Annotated in this window: 24 protein-coding genes; 2 read left to right on the forward strand and 22 right to left on the reverse strand. The window is 65.4% G+C overall.

Annotated features, from left to right (window positions below):
• The 21 genes from OU998_RS11870 to OU998_RS11970 all read right to left on the reverse strand — a co-directional run bounded on the left by OU998_RS11870 (position 1) and on the right by OU998_RS11970 (position 17,469).
• Entirely contained in the window at positions 1-765 is a 765-nt protein-coding gene (locus tag OU998_RS11870; protein ID WP_267513754.1) for a biotin--[acetyl-CoA-carboxylase] ligase, read from the reverse strand.
• Positions 766-769: 4 nt separating this feature from the next.
• Positions 770-2,212, reverse strand: a complete 1,443-nt coding sequence (nuoN, locus tag OU998_RS11875; RefSeq protein WP_267513755.1) for an NADH-quinone oxidoreductase subunit NuoN — start codon at positions 2,210-2,212, stop codon at positions 770-772.
• 8 nt (positions 2,213-2,220) lie between these two features.
• A complete protein-coding gene (locus OU998_RS11880; protein ID WP_267513756.1) occupies positions 2,221-3,705 on the reverse strand; it encodes an NADH-quinone oxidoreductase subunit M in 1,485 nt (494 codons plus the stop codon).
• Between the two features lie 4 nt (positions 3,706-3,709).
• Positions 3,710-5,782, reverse strand: a complete 2,073-nt coding sequence (gene nuoL, locus OU998_RS11885; RefSeq protein WP_267513757.1) for an NADH-quinone oxidoreductase subunit L — start codon at positions 5,780-5,782, stop codon at positions 3,710-3,712.
• A gap of 2 nt (positions 5,783-5,784) precedes the next feature.
• Positions 5,785-6,093, reverse strand: a complete 309-nt coding sequence (nuoK, locus tag OU998_RS11890) for an NADH-quinone oxidoreductase subunit NuoK (protein WP_008264046.1) — start codon at positions 6,091-6,093, stop codon at positions 5,785-5,787.
• Positions 6,093-6,719, reverse strand: coding sequence for an NADH-quinone oxidoreductase subunit J (locus OU998_RS11895; RefSeq protein WP_267513759.1), 627 nt, complete (start codon positions 6,717-6,719; stop codon positions 6,093-6,095). The genes nuoK and OU998_RS11895 overlap by 1 nt, the downstream gene beginning before the upstream one ends.
• A 74-nt stretch (positions 6,720-6,793) precedes the next feature.
• Positions 6,794-7,285, reverse strand: coding sequence for an NADH-quinone oxidoreductase subunit NuoI (gene nuoI, locus OU998_RS11900; RefSeq protein ID WP_183195166.1), 492 nt, complete (start codon positions 7,283-7,285; stop codon positions 6,794-6,796).
• A complete protein-coding gene (locus OU998_RS11905; RefSeq protein ID WP_267513761.1) occupies positions 7,285-7,512 on the reverse strand; it encodes a hypothetical protein in 228 nt (75 codons plus the stop codon). The genes nuoI and OU998_RS11905 overlap by 1 nt, the downstream gene beginning before the upstream one ends.
• A complete protein-coding gene (locus OU998_RS11910) occupies positions 7,509-7,742 on the reverse strand; it encodes a hypothetical protein (RefSeq protein WP_267513763.1) in 234 nt (77 codons plus the stop codon). The genes OU998_RS11905 and OU998_RS11910 overlap by 4 nt, the downstream gene beginning before the upstream one ends.
• On the reverse strand, positions 7,743-8,822 hold the full coding sequence (nuoH, locus tag OU998_RS11915; RefSeq protein ID WP_267513765.1) for an NADH-quinone oxidoreductase subunit NuoH: 1,080 nt from the start codon (positions 8,820-8,822) through the stop codon (positions 7,743-7,745). It abuts the gene before it with no gap.
• 3 nt (positions 8,823-8,825) lie between these two features.
• Complete coding sequence (nuoG, locus tag OU998_RS11920; protein WP_267513767.1) at positions 8,826-10,871, reverse strand: NADH-quinone oxidoreductase subunit NuoG; 2,046 nt, start codon at positions 10,869-10,871, stop codon at positions 8,826-8,828.
• Positions 10,871-11,116: a hypothetical protein gene (locus OU998_RS11925; RefSeq protein ID WP_267513768.1), complete on the reverse strand. Its 246-nt coding sequence runs from the start codon at positions 11,114-11,116 to the stop codon at positions 10,871-10,873. Before OU998_RS11925 ends, nuoG begins: the two co-directional genes overlap by 1 nt.
• Positions 11,116-11,607 carry a hypothetical protein gene (locus OU998_RS11930; RefSeq protein WP_267513769.1) on the reverse strand — a complete coding sequence of 164 codons (492 nt, stop codon included), beginning with the start codon at positions 11,605-11,607 and terminating at the stop codon, positions 11,116-11,118. The genes OU998_RS11925 and OU998_RS11930 overlap by 1 nt, the downstream gene beginning before the upstream one ends.
• A 2-nt stretch (positions 11,608-11,609) precedes the next feature.
• Positions 11,610-12,923, reverse strand: a complete 1,314-nt coding sequence (gene nuoF, locus OU998_RS11935) for an NADH-quinone oxidoreductase subunit NuoF (RefSeq protein ID WP_267513770.1) — start codon at positions 12,921-12,923, stop codon at positions 11,610-11,612.
• A gap of 393 nt (positions 12,924-13,316) precedes the next feature.
• Positions 13,317-13,598, reverse strand: a complete 282-nt coding sequence (locus OU998_RS11940) for a hypothetical protein (RefSeq protein WP_267513771.1) — start codon at positions 13,596-13,598, stop codon at positions 13,317-13,319.
• On the reverse strand, positions 13,598-14,275 hold the full coding sequence (nuoE, locus tag OU998_RS11945) for an NADH-quinone oxidoreductase subunit NuoE (protein ID WP_267513772.1): 678 nt from the start codon (positions 14,273-14,275) through the stop codon (positions 13,598-13,600). Before nuoE ends, OU998_RS11940 begins: the two co-directional genes overlap by 1 nt.
• A 3-nt stretch (positions 14,276-14,278) precedes the next feature.
• Positions 14,279-14,614, reverse strand: a complete 336-nt coding sequence (locus OU998_RS11950) for a nuclear transport factor 2 family protein (protein WP_267513773.1) — start codon at positions 14,612-14,614, stop codon at positions 14,279-14,281.
• Entirely contained in the window at positions 14,611-15,885 is a 1,275-nt protein-coding gene (locus OU998_RS11955) for an NADH-quinone oxidoreductase subunit D (protein WP_420709736.1), read from the reverse strand. Before OU998_RS11955 ends, OU998_RS11950 begins: the two co-directional genes overlap by 4 nt.
• A complete protein-coding gene (locus OU998_RS11960) occupies positions 15,885-16,514 on the reverse strand; it encodes an NADH-quinone oxidoreductase subunit C (protein ID WP_267513774.1) in 630 nt (209 codons plus the stop codon). Before OU998_RS11960 ends, OU998_RS11955 begins: the two co-directional genes overlap by 1 nt.
• Entirely contained in the window at positions 16,511-17,122 is a 612-nt protein-coding gene (locus OU998_RS11965; protein ID WP_267513775.1) for a NuoB/complex I 20 kDa subunit family protein, read from the reverse strand. Before OU998_RS11965 ends, OU998_RS11960 begins: the two co-directional genes overlap by 4 nt.
• Positions 17,092-17,469: an NADH-quinone oxidoreductase subunit A gene (locus tag OU998_RS11970; protein WP_183195155.1), complete on the reverse strand. Its 378-nt coding sequence runs from the start codon at positions 17,467-17,469 to the stop codon at positions 17,092-17,094. Before OU998_RS11970 ends, OU998_RS11965 begins: the two co-directional genes overlap by 31 nt.
• Before the next feature lie 205 nt (positions 17,470-17,674).
• Here OU998_RS11970 and OU998_RS11975 point away from each other — a divergent pair, with 205 nt between their 5' ends.
• Together OU998_RS11975 and OU998_RS11980 are read left to right on the forward strand one after the other, a co-directional pair.
• Positions 17,675-19,285: an AbgT family transporter gene (locus tag OU998_RS11975; RefSeq protein WP_267513776.1), complete on the forward strand. Its 1,611-nt coding sequence runs from the start codon at positions 17,675-17,677 to the stop codon at positions 19,283-19,285.
• A gap of 257 nt (positions 19,286-19,542) precedes the next feature.
• Entirely contained in the window at positions 19,543-20,169 is a 627-nt protein-coding gene (locus OU998_RS11980) for a TetR/AcrR family transcriptional regulator (protein WP_267513777.1), read from the forward strand.
• Here the strand turns inward: OU998_RS11980 and OU998_RS11985 are convergent.
• A complete protein-coding gene (locus OU998_RS11985) occupies positions 20,166-20,918 on the reverse strand; it encodes a prepilin peptidase (RefSeq protein WP_267513778.1) in 753 nt (250 codons plus the stop codon). The genes OU998_RS11980 and OU998_RS11985 overlap by 4 nt on opposite strands.

Below are 20,918 nucleotides of genomic sequence, written 5' to 3' on the forward strand. Positions count from 1 at the left end.
TCAGGCCGCCCCTGCCAGAGATTTTTGCCCGAAGAAGACGTCGCCGGCCGAGATCAGGCGGACCGAACCGTCGGTCAGGCGCAGACGCAGGGCCCCGTCAGGCTCGACCCCTTCGGCCACGCCTTCCAGCGTCTCATTGTCCAGACGGGCGACGCAGGGACCGCCCAGGCCGGCCAGGCGGCTGGTCCAGGCGTCCAGCACCGGTTCGAAGCCGAGCGTCTGCCAGCGGCCCCACCAGACGGCGAAGGTCTCGGCCAAGATCTCGGCGGCGGCCTCGATGGGGGGGACATAGGCCAGGTCGGCGCGCAGGCGGGCGGCGATCGCGGTGGCGCCCCGTTCGGTATCGTCCGGCGCATGGGCCAGGTTCACGCCGATGCCGACGGCCAGCCACAGGTCGCCGTTCGCATGGGCGCCGGACTCGACCAGAATGCCCGAAACCTTGACCCCGTCCAGCAGGACGTCGTTCGGCCATTTGATCGTCACCAGGGCCGGCGAGACGAAGACGTCCAGCAGGTCGGCCACAGCCAGGGCCGCGACGAAGGTGGCCTGGGCCGCCTCGGCCGCTGACTTGGGCGTGGTGACCAGCAGGGTGGCGGCCAGGTTGCCCTTTTCGGTATCCCATTTCCGACCGCGACGGCCGCGACCTGCGGTCTGACGGCGCGCCACGATCCAGCGCGGTCCGGCCTCTCCCGCCTCGGCCAGACGACGCGCCTCGGCGTTGGTCGAGTCGATCTCGTCGAGGATGACCAGGGGTATGGGCGTCAACGCCCTAACCGTTCCCGAAGCCGGCGCTCGCAACCTTGGTCAGCGGCTCCAGCCAGATCAGACCCGCAATCACCAGCGGAAAGGCGAAGGCGGCGCAGGTCCAGCCGATGATGCTGGTTTCCGGCGAGGCCTTGTCCATCTTGATGTCGTCAACCGGCGCGTCGAACCACATCAGCTTGATGATCCGCAGATAATAGAAGGCGGCGACGACCGAGGCGACCAGACCGGCGGCCGCGACCGGCCACAGCCCGGCGTCGGCGGCGGCGCCGAAGACATAATACTTGGCCCAGAAGCCGGACAGCGGCGGCATGCCCAGGACCGAAAGCGACAGCACGGTCAGGGCGATGGCCGTGACCGGACGGTCCTTCTTCAGTCCCGCCAGATCGGCGATGCGGCGGATCGGGCGGCCCGACTTGGACAGGCTGAGCAGGATGGCGAAGAAGCCCAGCTGGTCGATGACATACAGGGTCATGAACATCAGCATGGCCTGTAGGCCTTCGCTGGTGCCGGCGGCGATGCCTAGCAGGGCGTAGCCTATGTTGGCGATGGACGAATAGGCCAGCAGGCGTTGGATGTCCTTCTGCGCAATCCCGCCGAAGGCCCCGACGACGAAGCTGAGCAGGGAGATGGCGATCAGGACCTGCGACCATTGCGCATGGGCCTCGGCGAAACCGCCTTCCAGCACACGGGCGATCAGCACCATGGCGGCGACCTTGGGCGCGGTGGCGAACAGGGCCACGACCGGCGTCGGCGCGCCCTCATAGACGTCAGGCGTCCACATGTGGAAGGGCGCGGCCGAGACCTTGAACGCCAGACCGCAGATCAGGAAGACCAGGCCGAACACCAGGCCGGGGCCCGGATGGTCGGCGGCGAAGGCGGCGATATCCTCGAACCGCATCGAACCGGCGAAGCCGTAGATCAGGCTGGAGCCGTAAAGCAGCAGGCCCGACGACAGGGCGCCCAGGACGAAATACTTCAGCCCCGCTTCCGACGCCTTGACGTCGTCGCGGTGGAAGGCGGCCAGGACGTACAGGGCCAGCGAGTGCAGCTCGATCCCGACGTACATGGAGATCAGGTCGCCCGAGGACGCCATCATCCCCATGCCGACCGCGGCCAGCACGATCAGGACCGGATATTCGAACTTGGCGATGTGCGTGCGCTTCATCCAGCCGTCGCCCAGGACGATGGCCACGGCGGCGGACAGATAGATGACGCTCTTGCCGTAGATGGCCAGCGGGTCGGCCACATAGGCGCCGTTGAAGGCGACGCCCCACGGTCCCATGAAGGCGATGACGGCGGCCGCGATCAGCAGCAGGACCGACAGGATGGACACCAGCCGGGCGCTCTTGTCGCCGATGAAGGCGCCGACCATCAGCAGGACCAGGGCGCCGACCGCGAGGGTCAGCTCCGAGGCGGCGAGATGCAGGGCGGAGGACAGATCAGGCATGCTTGGTCTCACCCGCCGATCGCGACGCGATAGGCATTGGTCAGGGCCTCGACGGCGGGCCCGGTGTAATCGAGGACGGCGGCCGGATGGACGCCCAGCCACAGGGTTCCGAGGATCAACGGCACGAACAGCGCAAGCTCACGCTTGTCGATGTCGGCGATGGTCATCAGCTTCGGATTGGTGATCTCGCCGAACATGACCGAACGATACAGGGTCAGGGCGTAGACCGCCGAGAAGATCACGCCCGAGGCCGCCACCAGGGCCGCCCAGGTCGAGGCCTGATAGGCGCCCGTCATGGTCAGGACTTCGCCGATGAAGCCCGAGGTGCCCGGAAGGCCGACGTTGGCCATGGTGAACATCAGGAAGATGGCGGCGAACCAGGGCATGCGCGAGGTCAGGCCGCCGTAGAAGGCGATCTCACGCGTATGCATCCGGTCGTAGACCACGCCGACGCAGAGGAACAGCGCGCCCGAGATCAGACCGTGGCTGATCATCTGGAACACGGCGCCCTGCATGCCCTGGTCGTTGCCCGAGAAGATCCCGAGGGTGACAAAGCCCATGTGGGCGATCGACGAATAGGCGATCAGCTTCTTGATGTCCGTCTGACGCCAGGCGACCAGCGAGGTGTAGACGATGGCGATCACCGACAGGGTGAAGACCAGCGGGCGGAACATCTCGGACGCGACCGGGAACATGGGCACGTTGAACAGGATGAAGCCGTAACCGCCCAGCTTCAGCAGGATTCCGGCCAGGATGACCGAGCCCGCCGTCGGCGCCTGAACGTGGGCGTCGGGCAGCCAGGTGTGGACCGGCCACATCGGCATCTTCACCGCGAAGGAGGCGAAGAAGGCCAGCCACAACAGGGGCTGAACCGCCGGGTCGAAGGCGTATTGCTTCAGCTCGGGGATGCTGGTGGTGCCGGCGGTGTGCGACATCCACAGCATGGCCAGCAGCATCAGCACCGACCCCAGCAGGGTGTAGAGGAAGAACTTGTAGGCCGCGTAGATGCGGTTGGCGCCGCCCCAGATGCCGATGATCAGGAACATCGGCACCAGGGTGCCTTCGAAGAAGATGTAGAAGAGATACAGGTCCAGCGCCGTGAAGACGCCGATGACCAGGGTCTCCAGCAACAGGAAGGCGATCATATATTCGACGACGCGCGTCTCGATCGATTTCCAGCTGGCCAGGATGCAGATCGGCATCAGGAAGGCCGTCAGCAGGACGAACAGGATCGAAATCCCGTCAACGCCCAGGTGATAGCTGGCCCCAGCGAACCAGGGGACCATCTCGACGAACTGATAGCTGACGTTCGACGGATCGAAGCCGGCGACCAGCACGACCGACACCCCCAGCACGACCAGGGTCGTCAGCAGGGCGATCCAGCGCGCGGCCGGGGCGGCGGCGTCCTGGGTCTTGGACGCCAGCCGAGCGAGGAAGATCGCCAGGGCGCCGACCAGCGGCAGGAATGTAACGAGGCTCAGGATGTAGGGCACGGGCTCAGACTCCCCACGCGAAGATGGCGAAGGTGAGCAGACCGGCCACCCCGAGCAGCATCACGAAGGCATAGTAATAGAGGAAACCGGACTGGAACTTGGACAGCCAGCCGGCCGATTTCAGCGACGCCCAGGCGGCGCCGTTGGGGCCGAGGCCGTCGATGATCTTCACGTCGAAGATCTTCCAGAAGAAGTCGCCGATGGCCTTGAAGCCGCGCACGAAGACGAAGTCGTACAGCTCGTCGAAATACCACTTGTTGTAGAGGAAGCGGTAGATCGCCCCGTCCCGCTCGGCCATGCGACGGCCCATGCCCTCGCGAGCGACATAGATCCAGTAGGCGAAGGCCGTGCCGGTCAGGGTCAGGATCAGCGGCGACCACTTCACCCAGGTCGGGACGTCATGGCTTTCGTGGAGCACATGGTTGTGCTCGCCGGTGAAGATGGCCCCGCGCCAGAACTCATGCTCGTGGTGGCCGATGAAGTGCGGCGCAAACACGAAGCCCGCAGCGACCGCGCCGACCGACAGCAGGATCAGCGGAACCAGCATGACCCAGGGGCTCTCATGCGGGTGCAGCGGGCCGTGGTGGCCATGGTCGTCATGCGCGTGGTCGTCATGCGCGTGATCGTCGTGGCCATGAGCGTGCGAGGCATGGTCGTCCTCATGATGGGCGTCGCCCTCTTCCTTCCACACCGGCTTGTTGTGGAAGGTCATGAAGATCAGGCGCCAGGAGTAGTAGGCCGTCAGACCGGCGGCGATCAGGCCGATGCAGAAGGCGAACATGCCGACCGCCGAATGACCCGAGGCGGCCGAGGCGAAGGCGCTCTCGATGATCGAGTCCTTCGAATAGAAACCGGCGAAGCCGCCGACGCCAGGGATGCCCAGGCCGGTGATGGCGATGGTGCCGATGGTCATGACCGCATAGGTGATCGGCAGCAGCTTCCACAGGCCGCCCATTTTCCGCATGTCCTGCTCATGGTGCATGCCGTGGATCACCGATCCGGCGCCCAGGAACAGCAGAGCCTTGAAGAAGGCGTGGGTGAACAGGTGGAACATGGCCGACTGATAGGCGCCGACGCCCGCCGCGAAGAACATGTAGCCCAGCTGCGAACAGGTCGAATAGGCGATGACCCGCTTGATGTCGTTCTGGGTCAGGCCGACCGTGGCGGCGAACAGGGCCGTGATCGCGCCGATGATGGCGATGATCTGCGAGGCGCCGGGGGCGTACTCATAGATGGGCGACAGCAGGCAGACCATATAGACGCCCGCGGTCACCATGGTGGCGGCGTGGATCAGGGCCGAGACCGGGGTCGGGCCTTCCATCGCGTCCGGAAGCCAGGTGTGCAGGAAGAACTGGGCCGACTTGCCCATGGCGCCGATGAACAGCAGGAAGCCGGCCAGGTCGAGCGCGGACCACTGGACGCCCAGGAACTCCCAGGTCGTGCCGGCCTTGGTCGCCACCAGCGGGAACAGTTCCGAGAACTCGATCGTCCCGTACATCCAGAAGATGGTGATGATGCCCAGGACGAAGCCGAAGTCGCCGACGCGGTTGACGACGAAGGCCTTGATGGCGGCGGCGCTGGCGGTCGGCTTCTTGAACCAGAAGCCGATCAGCAGATACGAGGCCAGGCCCACGCCTTCCCAACCGAAGAAGATCTGCATGAAGTCGGCGGCCGTCACCAGCGCCAGCATCATGAAGGTGAACAGGGACAGGTAGGCGAAGAAGCGCGGCCGGCTGTCGTCCTCGGACATGTAGCCCCAGGAATACAGGTGAACCAGCGACGAGACGCTGGTGACCACGATCAGCATGGTCGCCGACAGGGCGTCGATGCGGATCGACCAGGCCGACTGGAAGTCGCCCACATTGATGAAGGGGGCCAGGCGGATGGTGAAGGGCTCAAGATGGCCCCAGGTCCACTGGCCGAACACCGTCCAGGCGACGGCGCACGAGAAGAACAGCAGACCGGTCGTGATGGTCTGCGACGGGATATTGCCGATACGGCGGCCGAACAGGCCGGCGACGGTCGCGCCCAGCAGCGGGGCGAAGATCCCGAGAATGATAAGGGTGTGGAGGTTCACGCTCAGCCCTTCATCACGGAGGCGTCGTCGACGGCGATGTCGCCGCGGTTACGGAAGAAGGTCACCAGGATGGCCAGGCCGACGGCGGCCTCGGCCGCGGCGACGGTCAGGACGAACATGGCCATGATCTGCCCGCTGATGTCGTTCAGATAGGTCGAGAAGGCGACGAAATTGATGTTCACGGCCAGCAGGATCAGCTCGATCGACATCAGGATGATGATGACGTTCTTGCGGTTCACGAAGATGCCGAAGACCCCGATGGTGAACAGGATCGCCGCCACGCTGAGATAATGGATGAGACCGATGTCCATCAGAGAAGCTCCTCGGGCGTGACGCCCTGCCCGGTCTGAACCGACTTGATCTCCATCGCCTTGGCGGCGGAGCGGTTGACCTGGGCGGTGATGTCCTGACGCTTGACGTGCGTCTTGTGGCGCAGGGTCAGGGTGATGGCCCCGATCATGGCGATCAGCAGCACGATCCCGGCCGCCTGGAAGAAGTAGATATAGTCGGTGTAGAGCACCCGGCCGATGGCCTCGACATTGCTCATGTCGGGATCGGGCGCGCCGGGGCCGGTCAGACCAGCGGTCGCGCCGCCCTGGATCACCGCGCTGGAGACCACGATCATCTCAGCCAGCAGCACGGCGGCGACCAGGCCGCCGATCGGCAGGTACCGGGCGTAGCCTTCGCGCAGCTTCAGGAAGTCGACGTCCAGCATCATGACGACGAACAGGAAGAGCACCGCCACGGCGCCGACGTAGACGACGACCAGCAGCATGGCCAGGAACTCGGCCCCCAGCAGGACGAACAGACCCGCCGCCGAGAAGAAGGCGAGGATCAACCACAGCACGCTGTGCACCGGGTTGCGCGCGGTCACGACCAGAAGGCCGGAAACCGTGGCGACCGCCGCCAGCAGATAGAAGGCAATGCCTTGCAGCATGTCGGGACGAAGCCCCTTTCGTATCGGCCGCGACCCCGGTGAGGAATCGCTGACCCGTTCAAGCGAAGAGCGCCTTAGCGGTAAGGCGCGTCGAGTTCCAGATTCTTGGCGATCTGCCGTTCCCAGCGATCCCCGTTGTCGAGCAGGCGGGCCTTGTCGAACAGCAGCTCTTCGCGCGTTTCGACGGCGTATTCGGAGTTCGGCCCTTCGACGATAGCGTCAACCGGGCAGGCTTCCTGGCACAGGCCGCAATAGATGCACTTGACCATGTCGATGTCGTACCGGGTCGTGCGGCGGCTGCCGTCGGCGCGCGGTTCGGCCTCAATGGTGATGGCCTGGGCGGGGCAGATGGCCTCGCACAGTTTGCAGGCGATGCAACGCTCCTCGCCGTTCGCATAGCGGCGCAGCGCGTGCTCGCCACGGAAGCGCGGCGATTGCGGGTTGCGCTCGAACGGATAGTTCACGGTCGCCTTGGGGCGGGCCATGTACTTCAGGGTCAGGCCGATGGCGCCGATGGCGTCGAGCATCATCGCGCCCTTGGCGGCCTGGGCGATACGAGTGAACATCAGAAGCGATCCTCTGGCGCCGGGGCGCCGTTGGTTGAAGTCTGGGCGGGGCCGGCCGGAGCCGCTCCCTGGGTCTTGGACTGGGTCTGGGCCTGGGCGTCGCGCCATTCACGCTCGATACGTTCCTGACGGCGTTCCCATTGGTAGCCGGACTCGGGCATGCGCGTATCGGGCGCACAGGCCATAAGGGCGGACGACAGGAGCAAAAGAGGGATCAAGCGCTTCACGCCCCGCCTCCCCGCAGCACGTCCTTGCAGTCCATGTCCTTATAGCGCGGATCGTCCCGGCTCATCATCCGGCACAGGTTGACCCGTTCGCCGCCGCGACGCGCATCATCCTCACGCCGCTCCATGGACGCGACCGGATCGGTCGGCGCCGGAGCGGCGATGGGCGCGAAAGTGCAGGCGGAAAGGCCCCACGATGCGACCAGGGCCAGGATGACGGCGCGCGGGTTCATCTATGCACCCACCACGAAGACGCGCCAGGCGGCGGTGATGACCACGGCCACCAGCGAAGCGGGCAGGAAGACCTTCCAGCCCAGGCGCATCAGTTGGTCATAGCGGTAGCGGGGCACGAAGGCCTTCACCAGGGCGATGGCCAGGAACCAGAAGACCGTCTTGGTGATGAAGGTCAGCAGATAGATGGTGTAGGCGATCCAGGCCGGCAGGCCGTCCAGCGTCTCCTGCGACAGGAAGCCGGGGTTCCAGCCGCCGAAGAACAGGATGCTGATCATCGCCGACATGAAGACGATGTTGACGTACTCGCCCATCATGAACAGCAGATAGGTGGTCGAGCTATATTCGACCTGATAACCGGCCACGAGCTCGGATTCCGCTTCCGGCAGGTCGAACGGCGGGCGGTTGGTTTCCGCCAGGGCCGAGACGAAGAAGACGATCGACATCGGGAACAGGATCACGATCAGGGGCCAGGTGCCCTGCCCGCCGCCGAAGGCGTACCAGTTCCAGAAATAGCCGCTCTGACCTTCGACGATCTGCGACAGGTTCATCGTGCCGGCCAGCAGGATCACATTGATGATGATCAGACCCAGCGAGACTTCATAGGACACCATCTGCGCCGCCGAACGCAGCGAACCCAGGAACGGATACTTCGAGTTCGAAGCCCAGCCGCCCATGATGATGCCGTACACGCCCAGCGACGAGACCGCGAAGATGTACAGGATGCCGACGTTCAGATCCGACACCACCCAGCCCGGCGCGAAGGGGATCACGGCCCAGGCCATGAAGGCCAGGATGACGGTGATGATCGGCGCCATGATGAAGACCGCCTTGTCGGCGCCGGAGGGGATGACCACCTCCTTCAGCACGAACTTCAGCATGTCGGCGAACGACTGCAGCAGGCCGAAGGGGCCGACGACGTTCGGTCCCTTGCGCATCTGCACCGAGGCCCAGACCTTGCGGTCGGCCAGCAGCAGGAAGGCGACGGCGAGCAAGACGCACACGGTGATCAGCAGAACCTGACCCAGTGTGATCAGCGTCCAGCCGCCGGGGGTGGCCCAGAAAGAGGTAGCAGCGTCCATGACTTACTCCGCCGCCATCGCGACCGGGGCGATCCGCAGGGCGGACAGCTCGGCCATGGTCGCGCTGGCGCGCGCGATCGGGTTGGAAAGATAGGGGTCCGTGATCGCCGAGGCGAAGACCCGGTCGCCCAGGTCGCCCTTGACGCCCAGCTTGGACGGATCAAAAGCGGCCGGCGTCGGCAGATAGTCGATCCGGCCGAAGGTCGGATGATCGGCCATCAGCTTGGCGCGCAGCTGGTCCAGGGTGTCGTAGGCCAGGGTGTGGTCGACGCGGGCGGACAGGGCGCGGATGATGGCCCAGTCTTCCTTGGCCTCGCCCTTGGGGAAGACGACGCGTTCGGCCATCTGCACCCGGCCCTCGGTGTTCACATACAGGCCCGACTTCTCGGTATAGGCCGCGCCCGGCAGGATGACGTCGGCGCCGTGCGCGCCGCGGTCGCCGTGGCTGCCCAGATAGACGCGGAAGGCGTTCGAGCCGGTCGGATCGACCTCGTCGGCGCCCAGCAGGAACAGCACGTCCAGCGCGCCCGGCTTCAGCATGTCAGAAACCGTCAGACCGCCTTCAGCCGGCACGAAGCCCATGTCCAGACCGGCGACGCGCGCGGCGGCGTGGTGCAGAACGTTGAAGCCGTTCCAGCCTTCGCTGATGACGCCGACCTTCTTGGCCAGGGCGCCCAGGGCGTTCAGGACGGCGGCGCCGCCCTCCCCGTTCAGCGCGCCGGAGCCGACGATGATCGCCGGGCGCTCGGCCTTGGTCAGGAAGTCCATCGCCGACTTCGGCAGCTTGGCCAGGGTCTTCGAGCCCGCGCCCAGATAGGCGTAGTCGAAGGTCAGGTCGGCCTGTTCGCCGATGACGCCGATTTCGACCCCGCCCTTGATCCAGCTCTTGCGCAGACGGGCGTTCAGCAGCGGCGCCTCGACGCGCGGGTTGACGCCCACGATCAGGATGGCGTCCGCCTTTTCAATGCCTTCGAGGCCGGAGTTGAACAGCCAGCTCTCGCGCGGGCCATAGCCCAGGGCGGCGCCGTCCTGGCGGCAGTCGGTGTTCTTGGAGCCCAGGGCGCGGAACAGGTCCAGCGTCGCCTTCATCGACTCGGCGTCTTGCAGGTCGCCGGCGATCACGCCGATCCGGTCGGCCGAAGCCGCCTTCAGCTTGGCGGCGACGGCGTCCAGGGCCTCGTTCCACGAGGCGGCGCGCAGCTTGCCGTTCTCGCGGATCCACGGGCGGTCCAGGCGGCGCGCGGTGAGGCCGTCGACGACATAGCGGCTCTTGTCCGACAGCCACTCCTCGTTGATGCCCTCGTTCACGCGCGGCAGAACCCGCATGACCTCGGCCCCGCGATAGTCGGCGCGGATGTTCGAGCCCAGGGCGTCCATGACGTCGATGGTCTCGGTCTTCTTCAGTTCCCACGGACGATAGTGGTACTGCCAGGGCCGGTGCGTCAGGGCGCCGACCGGGCACAGGTCATTGACGTTGCCCGACAGTTCCGAGGCGACCGACTTCTCCAGATAGGTGGTGATCTCGGCGTCTTCGCCGCGCGAGATCATGCCGATGTCCGGCACGCCGGCGACCTCGGTGATGAAGCGGACGCAACGGGTGCACTGGATGCACCGCGTCATGAAGGTCTTGATCGTCGGACCCATGTTCTTTTCTTCGACCGCGCGCTTGTTCTCGGAATAGCGAGAGCCGTCGCGGCCATAGGCCATGGACTGGTCCTGAAGATCGCACTCGCCGCCCTGGTCGCAGATCGGGCAATCCAGCGGGTGGTTGATGAGCAGGAACTCCATCACCCCTTCCCGGGCCTTCTTGACCATCGGGGTGTCGGTGAAGATCTCCTGGCCCTCGGCGGCCGGAAGCGCGCACGAAGCCTGGGGCTTCGGCGGTCCGGGCTTCACCTCGACCAGGCACATGCGGCAGTTGCCGGCGATGGACAGGCGCTCATGATAGCAGAAGCGCGGGATTTCCTGCCCCGCGCGCTCGGCGACCTGGAGCACGGTCATCCCGGGCTCGAACTCGACTTCGACGCCGTTGACCTTGGCGATGGGCATTATTCTCGAACTCCGCCGTAAGGGCTGTCTACCAGGGTCAGACGTGTCTCGACCCGTTCGATACGTTGATCCAGGCGATCCAGGCGACGATTGACGCCTGCAAGCCCTTCCTCGACGTGGGTGGTGCGGACCTTAAGGTCGTGCACGTCCTCGCCGAGGCGATCCATCTTGGTTTCCATCGACGTCAGACGTCCTTCGACGCGACGCAGGATCTGAAGGCCGAGGTTGTCGGGTTCTTCCGCCATCACCGCGCCTCCTCTTCTGCGGGAACGGCCAGTTCGGCCTGTTCCGTCGTCCCATCCGGGAGGGTCTGGGTCACGGTGATCGCCTGACCGTCCATGACGTAGCGGATCACCGGATCGTCCGACTGGTTCATCCAGCGAACGAGCGTGGCGTCAGGCAGATCGAGCGGCTTCCACACGATCAGGTCTTTCTCGACACGGCAGTCTGCGCGCATCCGGCCGCCGTCGACCGGGGCGCGCCACGAGGCGTGGACCACGCCGCCTTCGACGCCATCGACGTCGATGGCCATCGGCGGCTGGCCGTGGATCGCGGCCAGACCGGCGCGGCAGACGCGACGCAGGTCGGCCGGGGTCAGCACCGCCGGCGCCGTCTGCACGGCGTCGGACGGCTTGGCCGCAGTCGCAACCTTTTCCGCAGGCGTCGGCGCAGCTTCACGCTCGCCGCAAGCGGCGAGAGCGAAGGCTCCGATCACGATGGCGGACGACAGGCGCATCACTACTCCGCCGCGATCGCGTGGCCGGCGAAGTTCGCGCGGCGGCTGCGGTAGTTGGCGATACGCTCTTCGATCTCGTGGCGGAAGTGACGGATCAGGCCCTGAACCGGCCAGGCCGCCGCGTCGCCCAGGGCGCAGATGGTGTGGCCCTCGACCTGACCGGCGACGTCCAGCAGCAGGTCGATCTCCGACGGATCGGCCTCGCCCACGGCCATCCGCTCCAGCACGCGCCACATCCAGCCCGTGCCTTCGCGGCACGGCGTGCACTGGCCGCAGCTCTCGTGCTTGAAGAAATAGCTGATGCGGGCGATCGCCTTCACGATGTCGGTGGACTCGTCCATCACGGTCACGCCGGCTGTACCCAACGACGAGCGAACCTCGCGCATGGAGTCGAAGTCCATCAGCACGGTTTCGGCCTGGTCGCGCGTGATGACCGGGCAGGAGGCGCCGCCGGGGATGATGGCTTTCAGATTGCCCCAGCCGCCGCGAACGCCGCCGCCGTGTTCTTCGATCAGCTGGCGCAGCGGGATGGACATGGTCTCTTCGACGACGCAGGGCGTCATCACGTGACCCGACAGGGACATCAGCTTGGTGCCGGTGTTGTTCGCACGGCCGAAGCCGGCGAACCAGTCCGCGCCGCGACGCAGGATGGTGCCGACGACGGCGATCGACTCGACGTTGTTCACCGTGGTCGGGCAGCCGTACAGGCCCGCGCCGGCCGGGAACGGCGGCTTCAGGCGCGGCTGGCCCTTCTTGCCTTCCAGGGATTCCAGCAGGGCGGTCTCTTCGCCGCAGATATAGGCGCCGCCGCCGTGGTGGATATAGACGTCGAAGTCCCAGCCGTGGACATTGTCCTTGCCGATCAACTTGGCCTCATAGGCCTGTTTGACCGCCGCCTCCATCCGCTCGCGCTCAAGCACATATTCGCCGCGCAGATAGATGTAGCAGGCGTGGGCCTGCATGGCGAAGGAGGCGATCAGGCAGCCTTCGATCAGCAGATGCGGATCGTGGCGCATGATCTCCCGGTCCTTGCAGGTCGCGGGCTCGGATTCATCGGCGTTGACGACCAGGTAGTGAGGGCGATCCTTCACTTCCTTGGGCATGAAGGACCACTTCAGACCGGTCGAGAAACCGGCCCCGCCACGGCCGCGCAGGCCGGACGCCTTGACGTTGTTGATGATCCAGTCGCGGCCAAGGTCCAGCATGTCCTTGGTGGCGTTCCAGGCGCCGCGGTTCTTCGCCCCGTCCAGCCCCCAGTCGTGGAAGCCGTACAGATTGGTGAAGATCCGGTCCTTGTCTTCGAGAATGCCGACCATCAGGCTGCTCCTCCGTCTACGCCGACGGGGGGGACCGAGAGCGGACTGGCGTTCGAGGCCGAGATCGCGTTGGCCGGGAGGCGGCTGACGCGGTTCAGGGCTGGGGGTGTTACGCGGTTCGGAAGCATCAGCAGGACCGGGTGAAGGCGTAGAGGACGCGGTCGCGGGGGCGACCGAAGGCGAGGTTGGCGGGGTTTGCGCCGATACGGGTCCGGCGCTCAGCGACAGACTGGCCGCGCCGGCCAGATTGACCAGCAATCGGCCCGTCTTGGCGGGGCTCCACCCGCCTCGGCCGCGCTTGGGCGCGCGGCGCCCTGCCCGTTTCTGATCCATCGACATGGCGCCCCCCGGCACGCTGCATCGAAGTTATGGAACCATAATAGATCGACGCCGTCATGACGTTGCGCCTTCCAACTCGCGCATCCGGCGTTTGTGGTGCCGATTGCGGGTGTAGATGGCGCCGAGGACGCAGGCCCAGCCGAAACCGAGCATGACATAGGAGGCGGTGAAGGCCCAGTCGCCCAGGCCCGGCGTCCCCTGACGGGTCAGCAGGATCAGCATGGCGGCGCCGACCACGAGCGCGAGCCCGCCCGCGCGCAGGGGGCGCGCGACCATGCGCAGCTCCTTGCGGTATGCGGCGCGGCCTTCGTCGCTGTCGAGGTCGGGTGCAGGCATCAGGCCGGGGCCTTCTCGACCGGCGCCGGATCGCTGTTGGGCAGCTTCTTGATCGGCTTGGCGGCCGAGCCGTCATACAGTTTCGGATCCAGCAGGGTCTTGGCGCCGCCGAGGGGAGCGGACGTATGACGACCCACGTACGACCCCGGCTTCGGCGTCTTGCCGGCGGCGAAGTCGTCGATGATCTGGCCGATGGTCTCGGGCGTCAGATCTTCGAAATAATAGTCGTTGATCTGGGCCATGGGCGCATTGGAGCAGGCGCCCAGGCATTCGACTTCCTGCCAGGTGAAGCGACCGTCGGCCGACAGATGGTCCTTGGGACCGATCTTGTCCTTGCAGACCTTCATCAGGTCATTGGCGCCGCGCAACATGCACGGCGTGGTGCCGCACACCTGAATCAGGGCGGTCTTGCCGACCGGCTCCAGCATGAACATGGTGTAGAAGGTCGCGACCTCCATCACCCGAATGAAGGGCATGCCCAGCAGCTCGCCGACGGCGCGGATGGCGGGTTCCGAGACCCAGCCTTCCTGCTTCTGCACCAGCCACAGGACCGGAATCACCGCCGACTGGCGACGGTTTTCCGGGTATTTCTTGATCCACCACTCGGCCTTGGCCTTGGCGTCCTTCGAAAAGGCGAAAGACGCCGGCTGTTCCTTGGCGAGACGACGAACGGACATCCGCTAGGCCTTCACAAAGTCGACGCGGGCGATCTTGTCGCCGGCGAACGAATAAATGGCGGCGACCTCGAAGGGCGTCGCCTCAGGCGAGCGGAAAACCCGCTCGTGATCGATGACGGTGTCGCCCACGACGATGCGCGACAAAAGTTCGGCGCGGTTCTGTGGGAACTGGGCGAACAGGCCTTCATGACGCAGGCGATAGGCCTCCAATCCTGTCAGATTGGGCGCGGCGTTCAGATCCGAAATGGTGATCGCATCGTCGAAGAAGGTGACGAAGGTCTCCAGATCCTGCGCGTTGTAGGCGTCCAACTGGCCCTGAACCACGGCTTGGCGGCTCATCGGTCCACCTCGCCGAACACGATGTCGAGCGAGCCCAGGATGGCGGAGACGTCGGCCAGCTGGTGGCCGCGGTTCATCCAGTCCATCGCCTGAAGGTGACGGAAGCCCGGCGCCGAGATCTTGACGCGATAGGGTTTGTTGGTGCCGTCCGACACCAGATAGATGCCGAACTCGCCCTTGGGCGCCTCGACCGAGGCATAGACCTCGCCCTCAGGCGTCTTGAAACCCTCGGTGTACAGTTTGAAGTGATGGATCAGGGATTCCATCGACCGCTTCATCTCGCCACGACGCGGCGGAACGATCTTGTTGTCCTCGATCATGACCGGCTCGCCCGGGCAGTTGCGCAGCTTGTGGATGCACTGCTCCATGATCCGCACCGACTGCTTTATCTCCTCGATGCGGCAGAGGTAACGATCCCAGCAGTCGCCGCTCTTGCCGACCGGAATGTCGAATTCCATCTCGGCGTAGCACTCGTAAGGCTGCGACTTGCGCAGATCCCAGGCGATGTCCGAGCCGCGCAGCATGACGCCGGTGAAGCCCCAGGCCAGGGCCTGTTCCTTGGACACCACGCCAATATCGACGTTGCGCTGCTTGAAGATGCGGTTCTCGGTGACCAGGCTTTCGATGTCGGCCAGGGCCTTGGGGAACTCCAGGCACCAGCGACCGATGTCGTCGATCAGGTCCATCGGCAGGTCCTGGTGGACGCCGCCGGGGCGGAAATAGTTGGCGTGCAGACGCGCGCCGCAGGCCCGCTCGTAGAAGATCATCAGCTTCTCGCGCTCTTCGTGGCCCCACAGCGGGGGCGTCAGAGCGCCGACGTCCATGGCCTGCATGGTCGCGTTCAGCAGGTGGTTCCCGATCCGGCCGATTTCCGAATACAGCACGCGGATCAGCTGGGCCCGATACGGGACCTCGATGCCGAGCAGCTTTTCGATGGCCAGGCAGAAGGCGTGTTCCTGGTTCATCGGCGCGACATAGTCGAGCCGGTCCAGATAAGGCACGTTCTGCAGATAGGTGCGGGCCTCCATCAGCTTTTCGGTGCCGCGGTGCAGCAGGCCGATGTGCGGATCGACGCGTTCGACGATTTCGCCGTCCAGCTCCAGCACCAGGCGCAGCACGCCGTGCGCGGCCGGGTGTTGCGGGCCGAAGTTGATGGTGAACTTGCGATCGTCCATCGCCTTGGCGTGGTCGGTGCGGTGGTCGATCGGCATGCCCTCGAAGGGATCGACGGCGCCGTTCACCGGCGCGGGGGTGCGAGCTCCGTCAGCCATCAGCCCTTCACTCCTGCCTTTTCGTCGCCAGGCAGCACGGGGGCCGGATAATCGGCCCCTTCCCACGGCGACAGGAAGTCGAACGTCCGGAATTCCTGCGTCAGCTTAACGGGCTCATAGACGACCCGCTTCTGCTCTTCGTCGTAACGGACCTCGACATAGCCGGTCATCGGGAAGTCCTTGCGCAGCGGATGTCCCTCGAAGCCATAGTCGGTCAGCAGGCGGCGCATGTCGGGGTGACCCGAGAACATCACGCCGTACATGTCGTAGGCTTCGCGCTCGAACCAGCCGGCCGAGGGATAGACCTCGGACACGGTCGGCACGGGCTGGACCTCGTCGGTCACGACCTTGACGCGAATCCGCGCGTTCCGGGTCAGCGACAACAGATGATAGACGATCTCGAACCGCTCTTCACGATCCGGATAGTCGGCGCCGCAGAGGTCCAGCAGTTGCTGGAACCCGAACTGATCGCGCAACGCCGTCATCACCGCGACGATCCGCTCGCGCGGCGCCACCAGGGTCAGCTCCCCAAACGCCACCTGAGCCTCGACGCCCAGTGCGCCCACCAGCTCGGCGCCCATCGGCGTCAGCGCGGCCTCAAACTGGGCCTGAACAGCCAGCGAGCTCATCGGTCGATGGTCCCCGTGCGACGAATCTTCTTCTGCAGCTGCAACAACCCGTACAGCAACGCCTCCGCCGTCGGCGGGCAACCGGGCACATAGACATCCACCGGCACCACGCGGTCGCAGCCGCGAACAACGCTGTAGCTGTAATGATAGTAGCCGCCGCCGTTGGCGCAGCTGCCCATAGACAAGACGTATCGAGGGTCTGGCATCTGGTCGTAGACCTTGCGGAGGGCCGGGGCCATCTTGTTGGTCAGGGTGCCGGCGACGATCATCAGGTCCGAGTGACGCGGACTGCCGCGCGGGGCCATGCCGAAGCGCTCGACGTCGAAACGCGGCATCGACATCTGAATCATCTCGATGGCGCAGCAGGCCAGACCGAAGGTCATCCACATCAGCGAGCCGGTGCGCGCCCAGGTGATGACGTCATCCAGCGAGGCTGTCAGGAAGCCGCGCTCGCCCAGCTCCATATTGACCGCTTCGAAAAACTTGTCGTGGATCTTGGGATCATAGCCCTCGACCATTGAGCGGGCGGCCGAGTTGGCCGGAACCAGTGCGCCGGGGAGCGGCGAGGAGGGTGCGACTATTCCCATTCCAGGGCTCCCTTCTTCCATTCGTAGATGAAGCCGATGGTCAGGACGCCGAGGAAGACCATCATCGACCAGAAGGCGAAGATCATGCCGGCGTGCGACAGGTCGAACATCGACACCGCCCACGGGAACAGGAAGGCCACTTCCAGGTCGAAGATGATGAAGAGGATCGACACCAGATAGAAGCGGACGTCGAACTTCATGCGCGCGTCGTCGAACGCATTGAACCCGCATTCATAGGCGGACAGCTTCTCTGAGTCGGGATTTTTCGGCGCCAGCAGCAGCGGCAGGGCGATGAAAAGCACGCCGATGAAGGCGGCAATGCCGGCGAAGATGATGACCGGCAGATACTCGAGCAAAAATGCGTTCATTCAAAGAACCTCGGCCGCCGGGGAGAGGCGGGATTCGGGGCTTCTTAGACCCAACATTCGCGCGGTTCAAACCCCTGGTGCGATTGGTTTTTTGTTGAGAACGGATCGCAACTTGCGAGGCCATATGTCGCAGCCGCGCCGCTTGCCGTTTCGCCCCCTTCCCGGCCCTACTGTGGCCTTGAAATCGTAACCGAAAGTCATCCGGATGAGCGCTGGCAGCCGTCTTCTGAACGCCGTCGAAAGAGTGGGGAATCGGCTGCCCGATCCCGTCTTTCTCTTTCTTTGGCTGATCGGCGGCTTAGTGGCGCTTAGTCTGGTCGGCGCCGGCCTCGGCTGGTCCGCCGTCAATCCGGTCACGGGTGATCGGCTGGTGGCGCAAAGCCTGCTGTCGGCAGAGAACCTCGAGCGGCTGATCATCGGCATGCCGCGCACCCTTGCGGACTTCCCACCGTTGGGGATCGTCATCACCATCATCTACGGCGCCTCGGTGGCGGAGAGGACCGGCCTGTTCGCCACAGCGATTCGCGGCGCCCTGCTGAATGCCCCGCGCGCCATACTGACGCCGGTGGTGGTGATCACAGGCATGGTCTCTCATCACGCCTCGGACGCCTCCTATGTGGTGGTGATCCCGCTGGCGGCGGTGATCTTCGCTGCGGCGGGCCGTCACCCTCTGGCCGGGCTGGCGGCGGGTTTTGCCGCCGTATCGGGCGGTTACGCCGGCAATCTGTTCCCCGGCGCCAGCGACGCCCTGATCCTGGGCATCACCGAACCGGCCGCCCGCCTGATCGACCCCTCCTATTCGGTGAACATCGCAGGCAACTGGTTCTTCATCATCGGGGTGGTGGTCGTCTTCACTCCTATCGTGTGGTTCCTGACCGACCGGGTCATCGAGCCACGCCTGGGCCGCTGGACGCCGTCCGAGGGCGTCGCCGCACCCGCCACGTCGGAAAAGCAACCCCTCACCGCCTCAGAGAAACGCGGCCTGTCCTGGGCCGGCCTGGCGCTCTTGGGCATGATCGGCCTCTGGACCTTGATCACCCTCCTGCCCGGCTCGCCGTTCGTCGATCCGGAGGCGGTGGCGGAACAGAAGTTCAATCCGCTGTACCGCTCGCTAGTCGCCTTCTTCGCCGTGACCTTCTTCGTCCTGGGCGGCGCCTATGGGGCCGGGTCCGGCTCGATCCAGTCGCACCGCGACCTGGTGAAGATGATGCGCGACGGGATCGCCCAGCTGGCGCCCTATATCGTCCTGGCCTTCTTCGCCGCCCATTTCGTCGCCATGTTCAACTGGTCAGGTCTGGGGCCGATCCTGGCCGTCAACGCGGCCGCCGAGCTGAAGACTCTGGCCCTGCCCGCGCCTCTTCTGCTGATCTGCGTCGTCCTGGTCTCATGCGTCTTTGATCTGTTCATCGGCTCGGCCTCGGCCAAGTGGTCCGCCCTGGCGCCCGTTGTGGTGCCCATGTTCATGCTGCTGGGCATTTCGCCCGAGATGACGACGGCCGCCTATCGGATGGGCGATTCGGTCACCAACATCGCCACGCCGCTGATGAGCTATTTCCCGCTGATCCTGACCTTCGCCCAGCGCTGGGATCCGCGCTTCGGCCTGGGCTCCCTGATGGCGACCATGCTGCCCTATGCGGGGGCCTTCCTGGTCGCGGGTCTGGCCATGGTGGCCGCCTGGGTGGCGTTCGATCTGCCCGTCGGCCCGGGAGTGGGCGTGTATTACGAACCGCCTGTCCCCGCGGTCGCCGCGCAAGAGCCGGTCACGGGGGGGCTGGCGGGCCCGCACAGCCCGCCGCAGGCGGCCGCGAGGCCGTAAGGGGACCAATTCGATCATCCATCCCCCCTCGCGCGTATCTTGCCGAAAGCGTCGAGCAACGGCTTGGCGCGTTCGGACGACAGGATGAAGACCCGTGCATCCAGAAGTGAGACAGAAACGACTAAATCCCGACGGCCGCTGGATTTTTTCGCCGCCTGTGCAATAACCTGATCCGCCTACGATACAGTTTCGCTTCTGCGTACCGAATGCGGCCGGCTCGAAGTTCTCGCGCTCCGCCTTTACCGACCATTGGGGATATGGCCGACAAGACCAACAAGCTGGGCCACAAGATCGGCGCGCGCGGGGGCCGTACCCGCCAGGCGATCCTCGATGCGACCCGCACCCTGCTCAACTCGCGTCACTATGGCGAAATCCGCGTCGCCGACCTCGCTTCGGCGGCAGGCGTGTCGCCGTCCAACTTCTACACCTATTTCAAGACGGTCGAAGAACCCGTCCTGGCCCTGTGCGAGACGGCGGCGACCGATTTCCAGGGACTGGCCGCCCATTTCCAGGCCGACTGGCCCGGCGACAAGGCCTTCAGCATCGGTCGAGCCTTCATCCTGGACGTCATGGCCATCTGGCGCGATCACGGCCAGGTTCTGCGGGTCGAACACATGCTGGCGGACAATGGCGAAGCGGCCTTTGTCGAAAGCCGCGTCCGGCGCCTGCGCCGCCTGCACCTGGCCATTGAACGCCGCGTCGCCCAGGCGCATGCCGCAGGCCTGCACCCCAAGGACTATAATCCGCGCCTGGCCTCCTACCAGATCGCCTCGATCGCCGAGTCGACCGCCGCCAGCTTCGACCTGTTGCGGCGCGCCGACACGCCCGAAGCCATTCTCGATACGGCAGCCATCATCATCGTCAAACTGACGACAGGCCGTTAGAGCCCCAAGGGGCCATACAGCCAGGTCAGCCAGATCCCCACGGCCAGAAACACCCCGAACGGCAGCTTGTCCGTCGCGCTGACCGAGCGGCGCACCACCAGCAGGCCGAACACCAGGCTGAGTCCGGCGGCCGAGGCCCACAGCAGCACGCTGGGCAGACCGATCCAGCCGACCCAGGCTCCGGCTCCGGCGAACAGGAAGGGGTCGCCCCCGCCCAGGCCGTCGCGCTTGCGGACCGCCTTGTACAGCCAGCCAACCAGCCACAGGCCGACGAAACCGACCACCGCCCCGATCAGGTGCGACAGGGCCACGTCCCATCCCGTCATGGCGGCCGCGATCAGGCCGGTCGCCGCCAGCGGCCAGGTCAGGACGTCCGGAAGCCAGAAATTCTCGCCGTCGATGATGGCGATCAGCAGCAGTTGCCAGCCCAGCACAGCGGTCACGGCGACCATCAGCCATGACGATCCGCTGAAGCCCGCCCAGGCGCCGATGACGCCTCCTCCAAGCTCGATCAGCGGATAACGCGGTGAAATAGCGACGCCGCAACGGGCGCAGCGCGCGCGCAAGACGAGCCAGCTGAACAGGGGGACCAGCTCCCACGGCCGCAGGGGCTGGTCGCAGCCCATGCACCGCGACCGGGCGACGACGATGTCCTCTTCACGCGGCAGGCGGACGCTGACCGCCGCCAGGAAGCTGCCGATGATCAGGCCCAGAAGCCCCATGACGACGGCGGCGAGAACAGGGCTCAT

Source organism: Brevundimonas sp. SL130, assembly GCF_026625805.1.
Lineage (GTDB): Bacteria > Pseudomonadota > Alphaproteobacteria > Caulobacterales > Caulobacteraceae > Brevundimonas.

Excerpts from the sequence above, each read along its gene's own strand:
- nuoN (WP_267513755.1), bottom strand. The coding sequence starts at position 2,212 with ATGCCTGATCTGTCCTCCGCCCTGCATCTCGCCGCCTCGGAGCTGACC.
- nuoK (WP_008264046.1), bottom strand. The coding sequence starts at position 6,093 with ATGGACATCGGTCTCATCCATTATCTCAGCGTGGCGGCGATCCTGTTC.
- OU998_RS11895 (WP_267513759.1), bottom strand. The coding sequence starts at position 6,719 with ATGCTGCAAGGCATTGCCTTCTATCTGCTGGCGGCGGTCGCCACGGTT.
- nuoI (WP_183195166.1), bottom strand. The coding sequence starts at position 7,285 with ATGTTCACTCGTATCGCCCAGGCCGCCAAGGGCGCGATGATGCTCGAC.
- OU998_RS11910 (WP_267513763.1), bottom strand. The coding sequence starts at position 7,742 with ATGAACCCGCGCGCCGTCATCCTGGCCCTGGTCGCATCGTGGGGCCTT.
- nuoH (WP_267513765.1), bottom strand. The coding sequence starts at position 8,822 with ATGGACGCTGCTACCTCTTTCTGGGCCACCCCCGGCGGCTGGACGCTG.
- nuoG (WP_267513767.1), bottom strand. The coding sequence starts at position 10,871 with ATGCCCATCGCCAAGGTCAACGGCGTCGAAGTCGAGTTCGAGCCCGGG.
- OU998_RS11925 (WP_267513768.1), bottom strand. The coding sequence starts at position 11,116 with ATGGCGGAAGAACCCGACAACCTCGGCCTTCAGATCCTGCGTCGCGTC.
- OU998_RS11930 (WP_267513769.1), bottom strand. The coding sequence starts at position 11,607 with ATGCGCCTGTCGTCCGCCATCGTGATCGGAGCCTTCGCTCTCGCCGCT.
- nuoF (WP_267513770.1), bottom strand. The coding sequence starts at position 12,923 with ATGGTCGGCATTCTCGAAGACAAGGACCGGATCTTCACCAATCTGTAC.
- OU998_RS11940 (WP_267513771.1), bottom strand. The coding sequence starts at position 13,598 with ATGCCTGCACCCGACCTCGACAGCGACGAAGGCCGCGCCGCATACCGC.
- nuoE (WP_267513772.1), bottom strand. The coding sequence starts at position 14,275 with ATGTCCGTTCGTCGTCTCGCCAAGGAACAGCCGGCGTCTTTCGCCTTT.
- OU998_RS11950 (WP_267513773.1), bottom strand. The coding sequence starts at position 14,614 with ATGAGCCGCCAAGCCGTGGTTCAGGGCCAGTTGGACGCCTACAACGCG.
- OU998_RS11955 (WP_420709736.1), bottom strand. The coding sequence starts at position 15,885 with ATGGCTGACGGAGCTCGCACCCCCGCGCCGGTGAACGGCGCCGTCGAT.
- OU998_RS11960 (WP_267513774.1), bottom strand. The coding sequence starts at position 16,514 with ATGAGCTCGCTGGCTGTTCAGGCCCAGTTTGAGGCCGCGCTGACGCCG.
- OU998_RS11965 (WP_267513775.1), bottom strand. The coding sequence starts at position 17,122 with ATGGAAGAAGGGAGCCCTGGAATGGGAATAGTCGCACCCTCCTCGCCG.
- OU998_RS11970 (WP_183195155.1), bottom strand. The coding sequence starts at position 17,469 with ATGAACGCATTTTTGCTCGAGTATCTGCCGGTCATCATCTTCGCCGGC.
- OU998_RS11975 (WP_267513776.1), top strand. The coding sequence starts at position 17,675 with ATGAGCGCTGGCAGCCGTCTTCTGAACGCCGTCGAAAGAGTGGGGAAT.
- OU998_RS11980 (WP_267513777.1), top strand. The coding sequence starts at position 19,543 with ATGGCCGACAAGACCAACAAGCTGGGCCACAAGATCGGCGCGCGCGGG.
- OU998_RS11985 (WP_267513778.1), bottom strand. The coding sequence starts at position 20,918 with ATGAGCCCTGTTCTCGCCGCCGTCGTCATGGGGCTTCTGGGCCTGATC.